At 66.3% G+C, this 14,757-nt stretch carries 19 protein-coding genes and 1 tRNA gene; 13 read left to right on the forward strand and 7 right to left on the reverse strand.

Annotated elements, in window-relative coordinates:
* Window positions 1–13 precede the first annotated feature (13 nt).
* On the reverse strand, window positions 14–574 hold the full coding sequence (locus AC1DZY_RS03735; protein WP_476818705.1) for a sigma-70 family RNA polymerase sigma factor: 561 nt from the start codon (window positions 572–574) through the stop codon (window positions 14–16).
* Between the two features lie 195 nt (window positions 575–769).
* On the opposite strand from AC1DZY_RS03735, the gene AC1DZY_RS03740 reads away from it, so the two are divergent.
* On the forward strand, window positions 770–1,309 hold the full coding sequence (locus AC1DZY_RS03740; protein ID WP_476818706.1) for a hypothetical protein: 540 nt from the start codon (window positions 770–772) through the stop codon (window positions 1,307–1,309).
* 104 nt (window positions 1,310–1,413) lie between these two features.
* Window positions 1,414–1,911, forward strand: a complete 498-nt coding sequence (msrB, locus tag AC1DZY_RS03745) for a peptide-methionine (R)-S-oxide reductase MsrB (RefSeq protein WP_476818707.1) — start codon at window positions 1,414–1,416, stop codon at window positions 1,909–1,911.
* 71 nt (window positions 1,912–1,982) lie between these two features.
* Here the strand turns inward: msrB and AC1DZY_RS03750 are convergent, their stop codons facing one another.
* From AC1DZY_RS03750 to AC1DZY_RS03770, 5 genes are all read right to left on the reverse strand, one after another.
* A complete protein-coding gene (locus tag AC1DZY_RS03750) occupies window positions 1,983–2,540 on the reverse strand; it encodes a fasciclin domain-containing protein (protein WP_476818708.1) in 558 nt (185 codons plus the stop codon).
* Window positions 2,541–2,781: 241 nt separating this feature from the next.
* A complete protein-coding gene (locus AC1DZY_RS03755; RefSeq protein WP_476818709.1) occupies window positions 2,782–3,138 on the reverse strand; it encodes a hypothetical protein in 357 nt (118 codons plus the stop codon).
* Window positions 3,139–3,387: 249 nt separating this feature from the next.
* Complete coding sequence (locus AC1DZY_RS03760) at window positions 3,388–3,765, reverse strand: DUF6481 family protein (RefSeq protein WP_476818710.1); 378 nt, start codon at window positions 3,763–3,765, stop codon at window positions 3,388–3,390.
* Between the two features lie 88 nt (window positions 3,766–3,853).
* A complete protein-coding gene (rpsU, locus tag AC1DZY_RS03765) occupies window positions 3,854–4,117 on the reverse strand; it encodes a 30S ribosomal protein S21 (RefSeq protein WP_103872769.1) in 264 nt (87 codons plus the stop codon).
* 158 nt (window positions 4,118–4,275) lie between these two features.
* Window positions 4,276–4,485, reverse strand: coding sequence for a cold-shock protein (locus AC1DZY_RS03770; protein WP_056715847.1), 210 nt, complete (start codon window positions 4,483–4,485; stop codon window positions 4,276–4,278).
* 297 nt (window positions 4,486–4,782) lie between these two features.
* Between AC1DZY_RS03770 and proB the strand changes: the two genes are divergently transcribed.
* The 11 genes from proB to AC1DZY_RS03825 all read left to right on the forward strand — a co-directional run bounded on the left by proB (window position 4,783) and on the right by AC1DZY_RS03825 (window position 14,098).
* The gene (gene proB, locus AC1DZY_RS03775) at window positions 4,783–5,919 is read left to right on the forward strand and encodes a glutamate 5-kinase (RefSeq protein ID WP_476818711.1); all 1,137 of its coding nucleotides are present in this window, start codon (window positions 4,783–4,785) and stop codon (window positions 5,917–5,919) included.
* Window positions 5,920–5,953: 34 nt separating this feature from the next.
* On the forward strand, window positions 5,954–7,261 hold the full coding sequence (locus tag AC1DZY_RS03780) for a glutamate-5-semialdehyde dehydrogenase (RefSeq protein WP_476818712.1): 1,308 nt from the start codon (window positions 5,954–5,956) through the stop codon (window positions 7,259–7,261).
* Window positions 7,258–7,869 (forward strand): nicotinate-nucleotide adenylyltransferase, encoded by a 612-nt coding sequence (locus AC1DZY_RS03785; protein ID WP_476818713.1) that lies wholly within the window; start codon window positions 7,258–7,260, stop codon window positions 7,867–7,869. The genes AC1DZY_RS03780 and AC1DZY_RS03785 overlap by 4 nt, the downstream gene beginning before the upstream one ends.
* 115 nt (window positions 7,870–7,984) lie before the next feature.
* Window positions 7,985–8,350, forward strand: a complete 366-nt coding sequence (rsfS, locus tag AC1DZY_RS03790; protein WP_476818801.1) for a ribosome silencing factor — start codon at window positions 7,985–7,987, stop codon at window positions 8,348–8,350.
* A gap of 22 nt (window positions 8,351–8,372) precedes the next feature.
* On the forward strand, window positions 8,373–8,852 hold the full coding sequence (rlmH, locus tag AC1DZY_RS03795; protein ID WP_476818714.1) for a 23S rRNA (pseudouridine(1915)-N(3))-methyltransferase RlmH: 480 nt from the start codon (window positions 8,373–8,375) through the stop codon (window positions 8,850–8,852).
* Window positions 8,849–10,213: a murein hydrolase activator EnvC family protein gene (locus AC1DZY_RS03800; RefSeq protein ID WP_476818715.1), complete on the forward strand. Its 1,365-nt coding sequence runs from the start codon at window positions 8,849–8,851 to the stop codon at window positions 10,211–10,213. The genes rlmH and AC1DZY_RS03800 overlap by 4 nt, the downstream gene beginning before the upstream one ends.
* Entirely contained in the window at window positions 10,213–11,553 is a 1,341-nt protein-coding gene (locus AC1DZY_RS03805) for a S41 family peptidase (RefSeq protein WP_476818802.1), read from the forward strand. The genes AC1DZY_RS03800 and AC1DZY_RS03805 overlap by 1 nt, the downstream gene beginning before the upstream one ends.
* Before the next feature lie 178 nt (window positions 11,554–11,731).
* A complete protein-coding gene (locus tag AC1DZY_RS03810; protein ID WP_476818716.1) occupies window positions 11,732–12,940 on the forward strand; it encodes a divergent polysaccharide deacetylase family protein in 1,209 nt (402 codons plus the stop codon).
* Window positions 12,937–13,458: an RNA pyrophosphohydrolase gene (locus AC1DZY_RS03815; protein ID WP_476818717.1), complete on the forward strand. Its 522-nt coding sequence runs from the start codon at window positions 12,937–12,939 to the stop codon at window positions 13,456–13,458. Before AC1DZY_RS03810 ends, AC1DZY_RS03815 begins: the two co-directional genes overlap by 4 nt.
* An 82-nt stretch (window positions 13,459–13,540) precedes the next feature.
* Complete coding sequence (gene hisE / locus AC1DZY_RS03820) at window positions 13,541–13,927, forward strand: phosphoribosyl-ATP diphosphatase (protein WP_476818718.1); 387 nt, start codon at window positions 13,541–13,543, stop codon at window positions 13,925–13,927.
* 94 nt (window positions 13,928–14,021) lie between these two features.
* Window positions 14,022–14,098, forward strand: a tRNA-Arg gene (locus AC1DZY_RS03825).
* An 82-nt stretch (window positions 14,099–14,180) separates the two neighbouring features.
* Here the strand turns inward: AC1DZY_RS03825 and AC1DZY_RS03830 are convergent.
* Entirely contained in the window at window positions 14,181–14,483 is a 303-nt protein-coding gene (locus AC1DZY_RS03830) for a hypothetical protein (RefSeq protein ID WP_476818719.1), read from the reverse strand.
* Between the last annotated feature and the right edge of the window lie 274 nt (window positions 14,484–14,757).

Here is a 14,757-nt window from a genome sequence, read left to right on the forward strand (position 1 = left end):
GGGGCAGGGCATCTCAGGGCCAGCCCCGGTCGATGCCTGCCGCCTTGAGGATTTCGCCGAGCTTCTTGCGGGCGTGAAAGAGCCTGGTCTTGACCGTATTCTCGGGGATACCGACGATCCGGGCGACCTCCTCGACCGAGGTCTCGTGATAATAGACGAGGTCGATGACCTCGCGATGCTCGAGGCTGAGCTTGTCGAGGCAGGCGCGGAGCGCGAGGCCCTTGTCCTGCTTTTGCAGCACGATCTCGGGGTCGTCGGCCTCGTCCTCGATGGTTTCGGCGAAATCGTCGTCGAGCCCGGCGTCGCGCCGCTTGCGCAGCAGCGAATAGGCCTTGTTTCGCGCAATCGCGAGCAGCCAGGTCGAAACCGAGGCGCGCGCCTCGAAGCGATCCGCCTGCCGCCAGAGATCCATGAAGACGTCACTGATCACATCCTCCGCCATCGTCTCGTCGCGGACGAGCCGCAGCGCGAAACGGTAAACCCGTATCTGGTGCCGCGAGAACAGCACCTTCATGGCGAGCCGGTCGCCGGAGGCGATCCGCTTGACGAGGTCTTCGTCGGATTCCGTGTGCATCGCCCTCAAGGCCCGGCACGCCGGCTCGCAATCCTTGGTCGCAGCGAGTCCGGCGAAGGTTCAATCCTGCGTGCAGATTAACCGCTACGGGGCGCGACGCCAGCCCGCAGGCCGGCCACGACGCGCGGCGCGCTTGCCCTGACGGCAAAGCGCGCGTCTGATCGGGGGCATGTCCCGGCAATGAGAGGGCAGCCCATGCTCTGGATGTATCGATGGATCGCATTGGCGCTGGTTGCGGCGCTGACGATGCCCGTGGCCACACGGACATCGGCCGCGCAGGAGATGGTCAGCTCCTACAGCCGCTACAAATATGAGACCTGCCGCAAATCGCCGGCCGGCAATGACCTGCTGGAGACGACTTGCGCCGGTCCCGCCGGCATCGGCGTGATCTGGACATCCGAAGCCGATTCCAGCTCGGTCACGTTCGGCAAGCGGACGATCGGCGAGACGCTCTTCGAGGGACTCGATTTTTTTGAAGCCGGCGACACGGTCGAATGGCGCGGTCCCAAAGGCGCACGGCCCGTGATTGCGATCCTGCGCTACAGGGCCGGAAAGAACATCGGCAATCTCGGGGTCAACCGCCTGGTGGTGCACAGGATCGGCGCGGACGGCCTCTCCTGCATCGCCGGCAGCGTCGATGGCGCGGCAGCCAACGCCAACTCCGCGGCCCGCAAGCTCGCCGACGAACACGGCCGGAACTTCCGCTGCGGACAGGACAAGCGCAGCGACCGCTGAACCGCCGTCGCGCGCTTGTGAAGCTCCGCCATGCATCCCCCCTCATCGCACTGCGTTATCGCCATCGGACGATATTTTTTCCGGGAGAGGTCTGGAGGTCGATCATGACGACGAGACGCAATCTGCTTTTGTCTGGCGGCTCGACACTGGCGGCAGCTGGCGTCGCAGCCTACGGGTTCGGCCTGCTGGGCGACGCCAACGCGGTCGACGGCGCCTTCGAGGTCACGAAGTCCGACGCCGAATGGAAAAAGCAGCTCACCCCGGCGCAGTACTCGGTCTTGCGGGGCGAGGGCACCGAACGGGCTGGCTCCAGCCCGCTCGACAAGGAAAAGCGCGTCGGCAATTTCCACTGCGCCGGCTGCGACCTGCCGGTCTATCCATCCAAAACCAAGTTCGACAGCGGCACCGGCTGGCCCAGCTTCTTCGCCCCGCTCGACAATGCGGTCGCGACCAAGGTCGACAAGAAGTTTTTCATGACCCGCACCGAGGTGCATTGCCGGCGCTGCGGCGGTCATCTCGGCCATATCTTCGACGACGGCCCCGCGCCCACCGGCAAGCGTCATTGTCTGAACGGAGTTTCACTGAACTTCGTCGCAGCCTGATACTGTGACCACAACATGAAAGAGCCCGCCCGGTTTGCACCGGGCGGGCTCTTTCGTTCAAGCGATGCCGATCAGGGCATCACGACCGTGTTGACCACATGGATCACGCCGTTCGACTGCATCACATCGGCGATGGTGATGCGCGAGGTGTTGCCCTTCGCATCTGCGATGAACAGGCTCTTGCCGCTACGGCCGGGCAGGACCGAAAGGATCGCGCCATTGGCGGTCTTCAGCTTGGCTTCGCCGCCGCCATCCTTGACCAGCTTCTTCAGATCGGCCGAGGTGTAGCGGCCCGGCACCACATGATAGGTCAGGATCGCGCTCAGCGTCGCCTTGTTCTCTGGCTTGACGAGCGTCGCGACCGTACCGGCCGGCAGCTTGTTGAAGGCGGCGTTGGTCGGCGCGAACACGGTGAAGGGGCCGGGCGAGGCAAGCGTATCGACGAGGCCCGCAGCCTTGACCGCAGCCACCAGAGTGGTGTGGTCCTTCGAGTTGACCGCGTTCTCGACGATGTTCTTCTGCGGATACATCGGCGCTCCGCCGACATATTTCACGGACTGGGCCAGCGCGGGCGACGCGGCGCCAAGACCAAGCGCGGCGACGAGCATGAGACGAGTGAAAAAGCGCATGGCGCTTGCTCCTGTTGGTTATGCGGCTCCGGGGGCGGAGCCTTTCCTCTTCGACAGCCCGTCGCGGCAGGTGTCGTGTGGGGTAACCGGGGAGCATCGGAGCAGATGCGGGAGAAGCAGGTCTACCGGCGGGCGTCACGACCTCGTGAAGCGGCTTGCCCAGGCCGCACGACGCAGCGCGGGCGCATGGAGCGCAGGATTCCGGAATCGGCTGCCCATTCGGCGGCCGGCCATGCAGTCCTCAGACCGCTGCCGCCTTCGCCTTCGCGCGCAGTTTCGCGGCGGCTGCTTTCGCGATCTTGGCCGCCTTGTCGGTGACGACCTTGGCTTTTGCAGCTTTCGCCGCAGCCTTGGCTTCGACGACATCGGCCTTGGCCTGCGCCTGTTCGGCGGCGACGATGGCGGCCGTCTCAGCGTCGGCGGCTTCCTTGGCGAGTCGCAGGGCGCGCAACCGGGCGGTCTTCTGCGCCACCGCGTCGCGGGCCGACTGCTCGGCTTCCATGGCGCGGGAGGCGTCCTGCTTCTTCTGGTCGGCCTTGTCGAAGGCAAGTTGCGCGCGACGCTTGATCTCGTCGGCGGAGAGTCCTCGCGTCGCCATGGCGGCTCGCTCCGATGCAGCAGGTGAGAGGAGGCGTGTCACGCCGACTCCGGTGTGTCATGCCCAAGGGCCGGAATCGTCGACTGCCGAGCCCCTGCCGCCAGTTGGCGCGAACGAGAACCCCGTCAGCTGGAGCGCCCTCCTGCGAGGCGAAAGCCGCTACGCACCCAGAAAGCGCATCAGAACAATAGGCCAGAGCCATCGAACGATCCAGCGGGATCGAACATGGCTCCGGAGTATCAGGTCAGATCAGCGGCGGCCTTTGCCGGCGGCCCTGAGCTGGGCGTACTGCACGGCTTCGAGCAGAACCTTGCGCGGGCGCTCTGCGTCGCGACGAGCCTGCTCGGCCTTGCGCGCAACTTCGCGGGCGATCTCGGCGATACGCTCTTCCTCGGCGAGGCGGGCGGCCTCGATCTCGGCAAGACGCTCGGCCTCGGCGCGGGCGGCGGCCTTCTCGGCGTCGCGAGCGGCGCGCGCTGTCGCGACGGCCTCACGCTCCGCGCGGCGCTGCTGCATGATCGGGTCATCCGGACCGGGTCTCGCCTTGAAGCGCGCGAGAAGCGCCTGCTTGGCGGCCGCGGAATTGGCCTGACGATCAGTGAAGCTGCGGTCGGTCGGGTTCTTCAAGGCTTGCCTTCTCTCGTGTTGTTACGGGCGCGATCATTAAGGCCCGCGAGCGGGCAATACTCCAGATCGCGCCGAAAGTGTACCGAAATCAACGCGCAGGCGCTGCGCTTCCGGCGCGGACCGGCTTCGGCTTGGGCTTGGGAGCCGCAATCAGGCCCTCGCGCTGCATCTGCTTGCGGGCGACCTTGCGGGCGCGGCGGATGGCGTCGGCCTTTTCGCGGACACGCTTCTCGGACGGCTTCTCATAAGCCGAACGGCGCTTCATCTCGCGAAACACGCCCTCGCGCTGCATCTTCTTCTTCAGGACCCGGAGGGCCTGGTCGACATTGTTGTCGCGGACGAGAACCTGCATGCTCGAGTCTCCTGCGTTTGAATTGACGGAAAAAGGGCCGGGTTATGAACCCCGACCCTCCATCGCGCCGCGTCGTCGTCAGACCGGAAGGATCAAGCGCCAGTACATCCGTGGTCGCCCTGTCCTGATTCCGATGCCGGCAGACGCGGCTTTAAGGCTCACTCGGCGCGAAGCTGATCGGCCGACATCTTGCCCGAACGCTTGTCCTGCACGAGCTCGAAGGAGATCTTCTGACCTTCCCGGAGATCGCGCATGCCAGCGCGCTCGACGGCGGAGATGTGGACGAACACGTCCTGACCGCCATCATCCGGCTGAATGAAGCCGAAACCCTTGGTGGAATTGAACCATTTGACAGTGCCGACGCTCATGACGAACTCTTTTCGCAGCATTGGTGGACGTAAAAGCACGCGAGAGAACTCGCGAGCCGATTTTTCGAATTCGAGCGGGAAGGTCGTCAGCAGGCGCATCTTCATGCGCGGGGCCACGTCGTTCGGCCTAAATATCGACTGTGGTCATATGGGCGCTCGAACCGCACTTGTCAATGCAAAGTGCGGAAGCAATGGCTGCGGGCCGTGCCGCCATGCGGCGCCAGCGCTTTACAAGAGCCGCATTTTCGCCAACAGGCAAGGCCCCGGACGCTATTTCACGGACATGCGGGCGCCAACGTGACCACGCCGCCGAACACGCCCTCGCTGAGTCAGTTTCGACGCATCGTCGTCAAGGTCGGTTCGAGCCTTCTGGTCGACCGCGCCCGCGGCCGGTTGCGCCAGGCCTGGCTCGCGGCGCTGGCCGAGGATCTCGCCGAACTGCATCTGCGTGGCGCCGACGTGCTCGTCGTCTCGTCGGGCGCCATCGCGCTCGGGCGCACCGTGCTCGGCCTGCCGTCGGGACCGCTCAAGCTCGAGGAGAGCCAGGCCGCCGCCGCCGTCGGCCAGATCGCCCTCGCCCGGACCTGGTCGGAGGCGCTCGGGCACCATGGCCTCACCGCCGGGCAGATCCTGCTGACGCTGGCCGACACCGAGGAACGCAGGCGCTATCTCAACGCGCGCGCCACGCTGGGCCGGCTGCTCGACCTGCGCGCCATCCCCGTGATCAACGAGAACGACACCGTCGCCACGGCCGAAATCCGCTATGGCGACAATGACCGGCTCGCCGCCCGCGTCGCGACCATGGCCGGGGCCGATCTGCTGGTGCTGTTTTCCGACATCGACGGGCTTTATACCGCGCCGCCCGCCAGCGACCCGTCGGCCCGCCACATCCCGTTGGTCGAGCGCATTACGCCCGAGATCGACGCCATGGCGGGCGGAGCGGCGTCCGAACTCTCGCGCGGCGGCATGCGCACCAAGATCGAGGCCGGCAAGATCGCGGCGGCTGGCGGCACGCATATGCTGATCGCCGACGGACGGGGAAAGAACCCGCTTGCCGCGATCACGACCGGCGCGCGCTGCACCTGGTTCCTGACCGCCTCCACGCCTGCGACGGCGCGAAAGACCTGGATCGCCGGCTCGCTCGAACCGCGCGGCGCGCTCCATGTCGATGCCGGCGCTGTCCGTGCGCTGCGCGGCGGTGCAAGTCTGCTGCCGGTCGGCGTCAACCGCATCGAGGGCGATTTCGCGCGCGGCGACGCCGTGCTGATCCGCGATGCGGACGGCGCGGTCCTCGGTCGCGGCCTCGTCGCCTATGATGCACAGGATGCCGCGCGCGTGCTCGGCAAGGCGTCACGCGACATCGAGGCGATCCTCGGCTATCCCGGCCGCGCTGAGATGATCCACCGGGACGACATGGCGCTCGGCGTCGGCTAAGGTCACCAGCGCAATGGCTTCTGGCAGGTTCGACATGACGAGCGACACGACGCTCCGGGTGGTTTCGACGACTGATGCGTCCGACGTCGCCGGACTGATGCTGGCGCTCGGCCGGCGGGCGCGCGCCGCGGCCCGCGCGGTTGCGCTCGCACCGGCAAACCAGCGCGATGCCGCATTGCTGGCGATGGCCGAGGCCCTGCGCGCTCATGCGCATGCCATCTTGTCCGCCAACGCGCAGGATCTCTCAGAAGCCAGGGCCGCCGGCCATAACGCTGCCTTCATCGACCGCCTGATGCTTGACGAAGCCCGCCTCGAAGGCGTGGCGCAGGCCGTGGCCGATGTCGCGGCCCTCTCCGATCCAGTCGGGCGCGTCCTGGCGCAATGGACCCAAGGCTCCAACGGCCTGCGCTTCGAGCGCGTCGCGACCCCGCTCGGGGTGATCGGCGTGATCTTCGAGAGCCGTCCCAACGTCACCGCCGATGCCGGTGCGCTTTGTCTGAAGAGCGGCAATGCCGCGATCCTGCGCGCCGGTTCCGACAGCTTCCGCACCTCGACCGAAATCGCCAAAGCCTTGCGACAGGGCCTGGAAGCGGCCGGGTTGCCCGGCGACGCAATCCAGCTCGTGCCCACCCGCGACCGCGCCGCCGTCGGCGAGATGCTGAAAGGCCTCGACGGCGCGATCGACGTCGTCGTGCCCCGTGGCGGCAGGAGCCTGGTCGAACGCGTCCACAACGACGCGCGCGTGCCGGTCTTCGCCCATCTCGACGGCAACTGCCATGTCTATGTCCATGCCGCCGCCGATCTGCGCATGGCGTGCGAGATCACGCTCAACGCCAAGCTGCGCCGCACCGGCGTCTGCGGCGCGGCCGAGACGCTGCTGGTCGACGAGGCCTGCGCGCCGACCCATCTGCAACCGCTGGTGACCGCGCTGCTTGACGCCGGCTGCGCCGTGCGCGGCGACGCGGCGACGCAAGGCGCCGATCCGCGCGTGACGCCCGCGACCGAGCAGGACTGGGCCACCGAATTCCTCGACCGCATCATCGCGGTCAGGGTCGTGCCGGGTATCGCCGCCGCCATCGACCATATCGAGCGCCATGGCTCGCACCACACCGAGGCGATCGTCACKGGCGATGCCGATGCGGCGCGGCGCTTCCTCGCCGAGGTCGATTCGGCGATCGTGCTGCACAACGCCTCGACCCAGTTCGCCGATGGCGGCGAATTCGGCTTCGGCGCGGAGATCGGCATCGCGACGGGCCGCATGCATGCGCGCGGGCCGGTCGGCGTCGAGCAGCTCTGTTCGTTCAAATACCGTGTTCACGGCGACGGCCAGATTCGCCCGTGACAAACGATCATCTGCGGCTGCCCCCTCATGCGCCGGGCCTGCGCATCGGCCTGTTCGGCGGAACCTTCAATCCGGCCCATGAAGGGCACCGGATGGCGAGCCTGACCGCATTGCGGCGGCTGCAGCTCGACCGCATCTGGTGGCTGGTGACGCCGGGCAACCCGCTGAAGGACAACAGCGCCCTGCCTTCGCTGGCCGAGCGCGTCCGCTTCGGCCGGAGCCTGGCCGATCACTCCCGCATTCACGTCACCGGCATCGAGGCGATGCTGCGCACGCGCTACACCGCCGACACCTTGCGGGTGCTGAAGCGGCGCTGCCCCGGCGTGAACTTCGTCTGGATCATGGGCTCGGATAATCTCGCCGGATTCCACCGCTGGAACGAATGGCGGGCGATCGCCCGGATGATGCCGATGGCGATCATCGATCGTCCGGGCTCGACGCACAGCTCGGTCGCCTCGCCGGCCGCCAACTGGCTCTCACGCTGGCGCATTTCGGAACGCGAGGCGGCGGCGCTCGCCGTCTCCAGACCGCCGGCATGGACCTTCCTGCACGGACGCCGCTCGGACCTGTCCTCGACGATGCTGCGAGAATTGGCCGAATCCGATTGAATTTTGAGCTGATCGCGCGTAAATTGTCCGTGTCGTGCCGCGAGCGCGTCGAACATGTGAGGATACGGAACTGACCCCTTCAACCCTTGGTGAAGCCGAGCCCAAGCCGCTTCCCATTACCGCTGCCCCGGAGAATCCCTCCGCCGACAGCGTTGCCCTCGCACTGCATGTTCTCGAAGAGATGAAGGCCGAAGACGTTACGGTCATCGACCTCGTCGGCAAGACCTCGCTGGCGGACGCGATGATCATCGCGTCGGGCCGGGTGAACCGTCATGTCGCCTCGATCGCCGACAGCCTGGTCGAGGCCCTCAAGGCTTCGGGCCTGCCCACACCCAAGGTCGAGGGCATGCCGGCTTGCGACTGGGTGCTGATCGACACCGGCGACATCATCGTCCACGTCTTCCGGCCGGAAGTGCGCCAGTTCTACAATCTTGAAAAGATGTGGGGCGCGGACCGCCCCAATGAGCGCCTCGTCAGCTGACGCATAGAACGACAGCCGAACGGTGCGCCTTGCGCTTATCGCCATCGGCCGTCTCAAGGACGGTCCGGAACGCGAGCTCTGCGAGCGCTATCGCGAGCGCGCGGTCGCGCTGGGCCGGGGCCTCGGCCTGACTGGGCCCGAGATCGTCGAGATTCCCGAGAGTCGCGGCCGCCGCCCCGACGAGCGCAAGTGCGATGAAGCGCAGGCGATCGTCGCCAAACTAGCGCCCGGTCTGCTGATCGCGCTCGACGAGCGCGGCAGAAGCATGACGAGCGACGCTTTCGCTGCCAAGATCGCCGGCGCGCGCGATGCGGGTACCGCCGCTGCCAGCCTTGTGATCGGCGGCGCGGACGGGCTCGCCGACGACATCAGGGACCGCGCTGACCTGACCATCGCCTTCGGGGCGCTGACGATTCCGCACCAGATCGTGCGGGCTCTGGCGCTCGAGCAGCTCTACAGGGCGATGACGATCATCGCGGGACACCCCTATCATCGCGCATGAGCCTCGATCGGACGCTGATTCGCTTTGGCAATGCCGCACGGCTGCTTTTGGCCTGCGCCGGCATTGCGCTGATTCAAGCACCGGTCACCGCACAGACCCCCTCGCCCGATCCCGATCAGCTTAGCCGCGAGGCCGAGCAGAAGCAGGTCGAGAAGCAGGCTCGGGAGACCGAACTCAAGGCGATCGAGGCACGCCTTGCCGGCAATGCCGAGGCCCGCGTCAGGCTCGAAGCCGAGATCGCGTCGATCCGCGTCGATCGCGCCGCGCTGAACAAGGCGCTGCTCGAAGCCGCGCAACGCGCGCAAGCCGCCGAGCGGCGCGTTAGCGCGATCGAGGAGCGACTGACATTGCTCCAGTCGAGCGAGGCCGCGATCCGCCGCTCGCTGGAGGGCCGACGCCACCTGATCGCCGAGGTCCTGGCTGCGCTGCAGCGCATCGGGCGGCGGCCACCGCCGGCAGTGCTGGTTCGGCCGGAGGATATTCTGGAAGCGGTGCGGGCTTCGATGCTGCTCGGCGCCGTCGTGCCAGACCTGCGCCAGGAGATCGAGATACTGGGCACCGACCTGCGCGAACTCGTGCGCCTGCGCGAGGGCATTGCCGGCGAACGCAAGGCGATCACGGCCGACCTGGAGCAGCTCGCCGCGGAGCGGCAGCGCCTGGCGTCGCTGATCGAAGCGCGGCGCGAGCGCGAGACCAGCGCCGCACGCGATGTCGAGACGCAGCGCCAGCAGGGCGGCGAGCTCGCGACGCAGGCGCGCACCCTGCGCGATTTCGTCGAGCGCATCGAGAAGGAGATTTCGGTTACCAGCCGGGCGGCCGAGACCGCCCGTCAGATGATCGAAGCAGAGACCCGCGAGCAACGCCAGCGCATGGCGGCACTGGCTTTCAAGGACCCGGCGCGGCTCGCGCCCCGGATCACCTTCGCCGAGGCGCGGAATTTGCTTCCGCTTCCCGTGGCAGGATCACAATTGCGTGGTTTTGGTGAAAATGACGGAAATGGCGGGACGACGCGCGGAATTTCGCTCAGCACGCGCCCCAACGCCCTAGTTTCGGCACCTTCGGACGCTTGGGTTGTCTATGCCGGTCCGTTCCGCTCATTCGGGCAACTCTTGATCCTGAATGCGGGCGGAGGATATTATTTGCTTCTGGCCGGCATGCAGCGCATCGATGTTTCACTGAACCAATTCGTTCTCGCAGGAGAACCTGTTGCGGTGATGGGCGAAACGTCGGAAGCTGCCGCGACGATCGTGGGTTCGGGGACCGGGCAGCCGGTCCTTTATATCGAGTTCAGAAAAGACGGCGTCTCGGTCGATCCGACGCCGTGGTGGATGAAACCGCAAGGCGAAAAGGTTCGCGGATGATGCGCAAGGTCTCTCTCGTTTTCGCTGGCGCGGTCGTGGGCGCGGGCCTGACCGGCATGGTCACGCAGACAAGGCTGTTTTCCTCGACCAGCGCGGTTGCGGCTTCGGCGGAGGTCTATCGCAGCCTGAACCTATTCGGCGACATCTTCGAGAAGATCCGCACCGACTATGTCGAGAAGCCCGACGAGCAGAAGCTGATCGAGGCCGCGATCAACGGCATGGTCTCCTCGCTCGACCCCCATTCCGGATATCTCGACGCCAAGTCGTTCCGCGACATGGACACCGATATGCGCGGCCAGTTCGGCGGTCTCGGCATCGAGGTCACCATGGAGGAAGGCGTCCTCAAGGTCGCCAAGCCGATCCGCGACACGCCCGCCTCCAAGGCCGGTATCCTGACCAACGACATCATCCGCCAGATCGACGGCGACGAGGTCAAGGGCCTCAGCCTGACCCAGGCCGTCGAGAAGATGCGCGGCATCATCAATACGCAGGTCAAACTGAAGATCGAGCGCCCGGGCAAGCCCGAGCAGCTTGAATTCACCCTGACCCGCTCGACCATCGTCGTGCCTGCCGTCGAGGAGCGCGTCGAGGCCGATGTCGGTTATATCCGCATCGGCACCTTCAGCGAGCAGACCTATGAGGGCCTGCGCAAGGGCATCGACAAGGTCAATGCCGAGATCGGCGTCGACAAGATCAAGGGCTACGTCATCGACCTGCGCAACAACCGCGGCGGGCGTCTCGACCAGTCAGTGCTGGTGTCCGACGCGTTCCTCGAGCGCGGCAAAATCGTCTCGACGCGCGGCCGCAACGCCGAGGAGACCCAGGTCTTCAACGCCAAGCCGGGCGATCTGACCAAGGGCAAGCCCGTCGTCGTGCTGATCAACGGCTCGTCGGCCTCGGCTGCCGAGATCGTCGCCGGCGCGCTGCAGGACCACAAGCGCGCGCTCATCATGGGTACGCGTTCCTTCGGCAAAGGCTCGGTTCAGACCGTGATTCCGCTCGGTGGCAATGGTGGCCTGCGCCTGACAACGGCGCGCTACTACACGCCGTCGGGCAGTTCGATCCAGGCAAAGGGCATCACGCCCGACATCGAAGTCGTGCAGGACATCCCCGCCGAGCTCAAGGACAAGCTGACCGACAACAAGGGCGAGGCTTCGCTCAAGGGTCATCTGAAGTCGGGGGACGGCAAGGACGAACAGTCCGGTTCGGCTGCCTATGTTCCTGCCGACCCGGCCAAGGATACGCAGTTGATAGCCGCGCTGAATCATCTGCGCGGCGTCAAGAAGGATGCTGCCGCACCTGCGCCCGCGACCACGCCGGAAACGCCCAAGCCGAACTGAACCGTGCTCTCCGGCCGCCCGGCACTCGACGCGCGACCCGTCTGGCGACAAGACTATGACCGCGGACGCGATTGATTCGGGTCCGCGGCGTTTCTGATGTCCGGGAAGTCGACACACGCTCCTGCGACGACATTGGGAATCGCGTCAGTCTTTGTCTCCTAGCTGAGGACGGCTGCCCTTGGCCGGAACGCCGCTCACCGAACTGAACAGGCCGCTCGGCCAGAACCGCACGGAAACCCGGGGCAAGCCCTGGGCGCGTTGGTTCGTGCTGGGTTCGTCGGGCGTGGTCGGTCTGGCGCTGGCCAGCGTCCTCCTCCTCGTTGCGATTCGCCGCGATCCTGATGGTGGCGAGCCGATGGCGACCGCCACCATCGAAAAACGCGCCGCCTCGACACAACCCACCATCGCCCAGCCCGCGCCCCAGTCGCAGGAGGCGCGGACCCAATCGACCGCACGGCAGGTCGAGAGCGAATCCGGCGTCACCGTGGTTCGTCCGGGCTCGGAAGCACCGGGCTCGATCGTCATCACCATCCCCGACACGCTGGCGCCGGTCAGGCTCGCGCCTGCGCCCGACAGCCGCCTGACGGAACGCAGCCGCAACGGCCTGCTCCCGAAGATCGGCCCCGACGGCGCGACCGCGGCGCAGGTCTATGCCCGCCCGCTCGGGCCCCCGCCCGCGACGAAGCCGGCAGGCCGCATCGCGCTGCTGGTCGGCGGCCTCGGCATCAGCCAGGCCGGCACCGCCGACGCCATCACCAAACTGCCCGGCCCGGTCTCGCTCGCCTTCGCGCCCTATGGTCCCGAACTGGAGCGTACCGTCCAGCGCGCTCGGGGCGACGGCCACGAGATCTTCCTGCAGGTTCCGATGGAGCCCTTCGACTATCCCGACAACGACCCCGGCCCACACACGTTGCTCTCGGGCGCCAAGTCGCTCGAGAACCCCGACCGGCTGAACTGGCTTCTCGGCCGCTTCACCGGCTATGTCGGCGTCGTCAATTTCCTGGGTGGCCGCTTCACCGCCGACGAGACGGCGCTGTCGCCCATCCTGCGCGAGATCGCCGGGCGCGGGCTTCTCGTGGTCGATGACGGATCGTCCTCGCGCAGCCTGCTGGCGTCGTCGGCCGCGCGCGCGCGGATCCCGGCCCTCAAGGTCGACCGCGTCGTCGACTCCGTCGCCCGCGCCGACGCGATCGACAAGGAACTCGCAGGGCTGGAGGCGCTGGCGCGCGATCAGGGCATCGTCGTGGCCTCGGCCAGCGCCCTGCCCGTCTCGATCGAACGTATCGCGCTCTGGGCCCAGACGCTGGAAGCCAAAGGCATCCTGATCGTCCCCGTCAGCGCGGCGCGCGGCTTCCGCAACCCGTCGACGACCGGCTCGCTGAAATGATCGACACCGCACCCGAGGGTTACCGCCCCTGCGTCGGACTGGCGCTGTTCAACGCGAAGGGTCTCGTCTTCGTCGGCAGCCGCGCCAACCGGAGCCTGCGTGAGCATGTCGCCGACGGCCACGAATGGCAGATGCCGCAGGGCGGTATCGACAAGGGCGAGACGCCACTGGAGGCTGCGCGGCGCGAATTGCAGGAGGAGACCAATGTCACCTCGGTCACGCTGCTTGGCGAGGCACCGGGTTGGCTCGCCTACGACCTGCCCATCGATATCAGCCGCGAAGCCTGGAAAGGTCGCTGGCGCGGCCAGGCGCAGCGCTGGTTCGCCTTCAGGCTCGACGGCCCCGACAGCGAGATCGATATCGCAACGCCAGCCAGCGGCCACAAGGCGGAGTTCGACGCCTGGCGCTGGGTTAGGCTGGATGAGACGCCGGGACTGATCATCCCGTTCAAGCGCGAGGTCTATCTGCAGGTCGCGACGCTGTTTGCGCCCTTCGCCAAGCCACACGCCAAGGCCTGACGTCGTCGCCGACGCCTGACGCCGGCCATTGAACGTCGCGCGACTGTCATGAAACCCTCATGCCGCCGGGCGACTCTCGGCCATGGTTGATTCGGTCAGCAGATTGCACTCGGCGGTTCTGGCGGCGCGCTCGCGTGATCCGGCATTCTCGCGGACAGCCAGGCTGCTCGGCGAAGGCATGCCGAAGATGGCCAAGAAAGTCGCCGAGGAGGCGGTCGAGGTCGGACTCGAAGCCGTCCAGGGCGACCGGGGCCGCACCATCCTGGAGAGCGCCGATCTGATCTATAACCTCGTCGTGCTCTGGAGCGAGATCGGCATCGCGCCCGACGATGTCTGGCGCGAGATCGACCGGCGCGAGCAGCTCTATGGCATCGCCGAGAAGCTGCCCAAGAACCGCCCGGCAAAATTCCTGAGGCCGTGCGAGCCCGATGCGCAGCCGCTGCGCCGGGTCGCGTCCGGCGAGGATTGAGCGGCCTTCGCTTGCTTTCGGGGTTGCCAAGCCCGGCAAGAGCCGCTATCTCCGCGCCATCGGTCGAAAGCGCCCGCAAGGCGAGGCCCGGTACGCGCCCATAGCTCAGCTGGATAGAGCATCAGACTACGAATCTGAGGGTCGGACGTTCGAATCGTTCTGGGCGCGCCACCACCTTTTTCTGCATGTTAATCTCCTTTAAGATGCTGAAAGGTAACGAGATTTTCGGGTTCGAAAATCCGTTTTCTCGGCTTTAGCCGAGACGCTCGACAAACGCCAATCGCAGCACCATACGGCGAAGCTTGAAGTGCCCGGAATTCCAGATAGTCCAAGGACTTGAGAGGAATCGCATGGCGAGTTCGAACAAATCCTCGTAGGCTTGTTGCGGACGGCAGGTCTGTTCGATCTTTTCCGCCAAAAGCAGCTTCCGGCTTTCGAGCTGGACGATCTTTTTCTCGTAAGCCGGAGCCGCCGCAGGACTGTCGGATTCGATGATCCGTTCCAGCAGCTTGTCCGTCTGCGCTTCGGTATTTTTCAGTTCCCTCCTAAACGCCAAGCGCGGGTCGTACCCCTCTTATGGAATCGTTGGGGTCTACTGCTGGGCTCCGGGATTGCGTCGCGCAGCTCGCTATCACTTCGGTCGCAGTTGCCCCCGCGCACCGCATCGACGTGCGCTTGCTGACCGGCATTGACTTTGCTTTCGTTGCCCTAAACTTGGCCTGAGCGCGCTCCTGACGCGTGCTGTCGTGGGATTTGTCGCTTCATCCGCTGACGAAATTCCACGATTGACGAGCTCTGGCAGACCAAAAACGCAGAACTATGCCGATCGG

It is taken from the genome of Allobosea sp. P2_A10 (assembly GCF_056405115.1).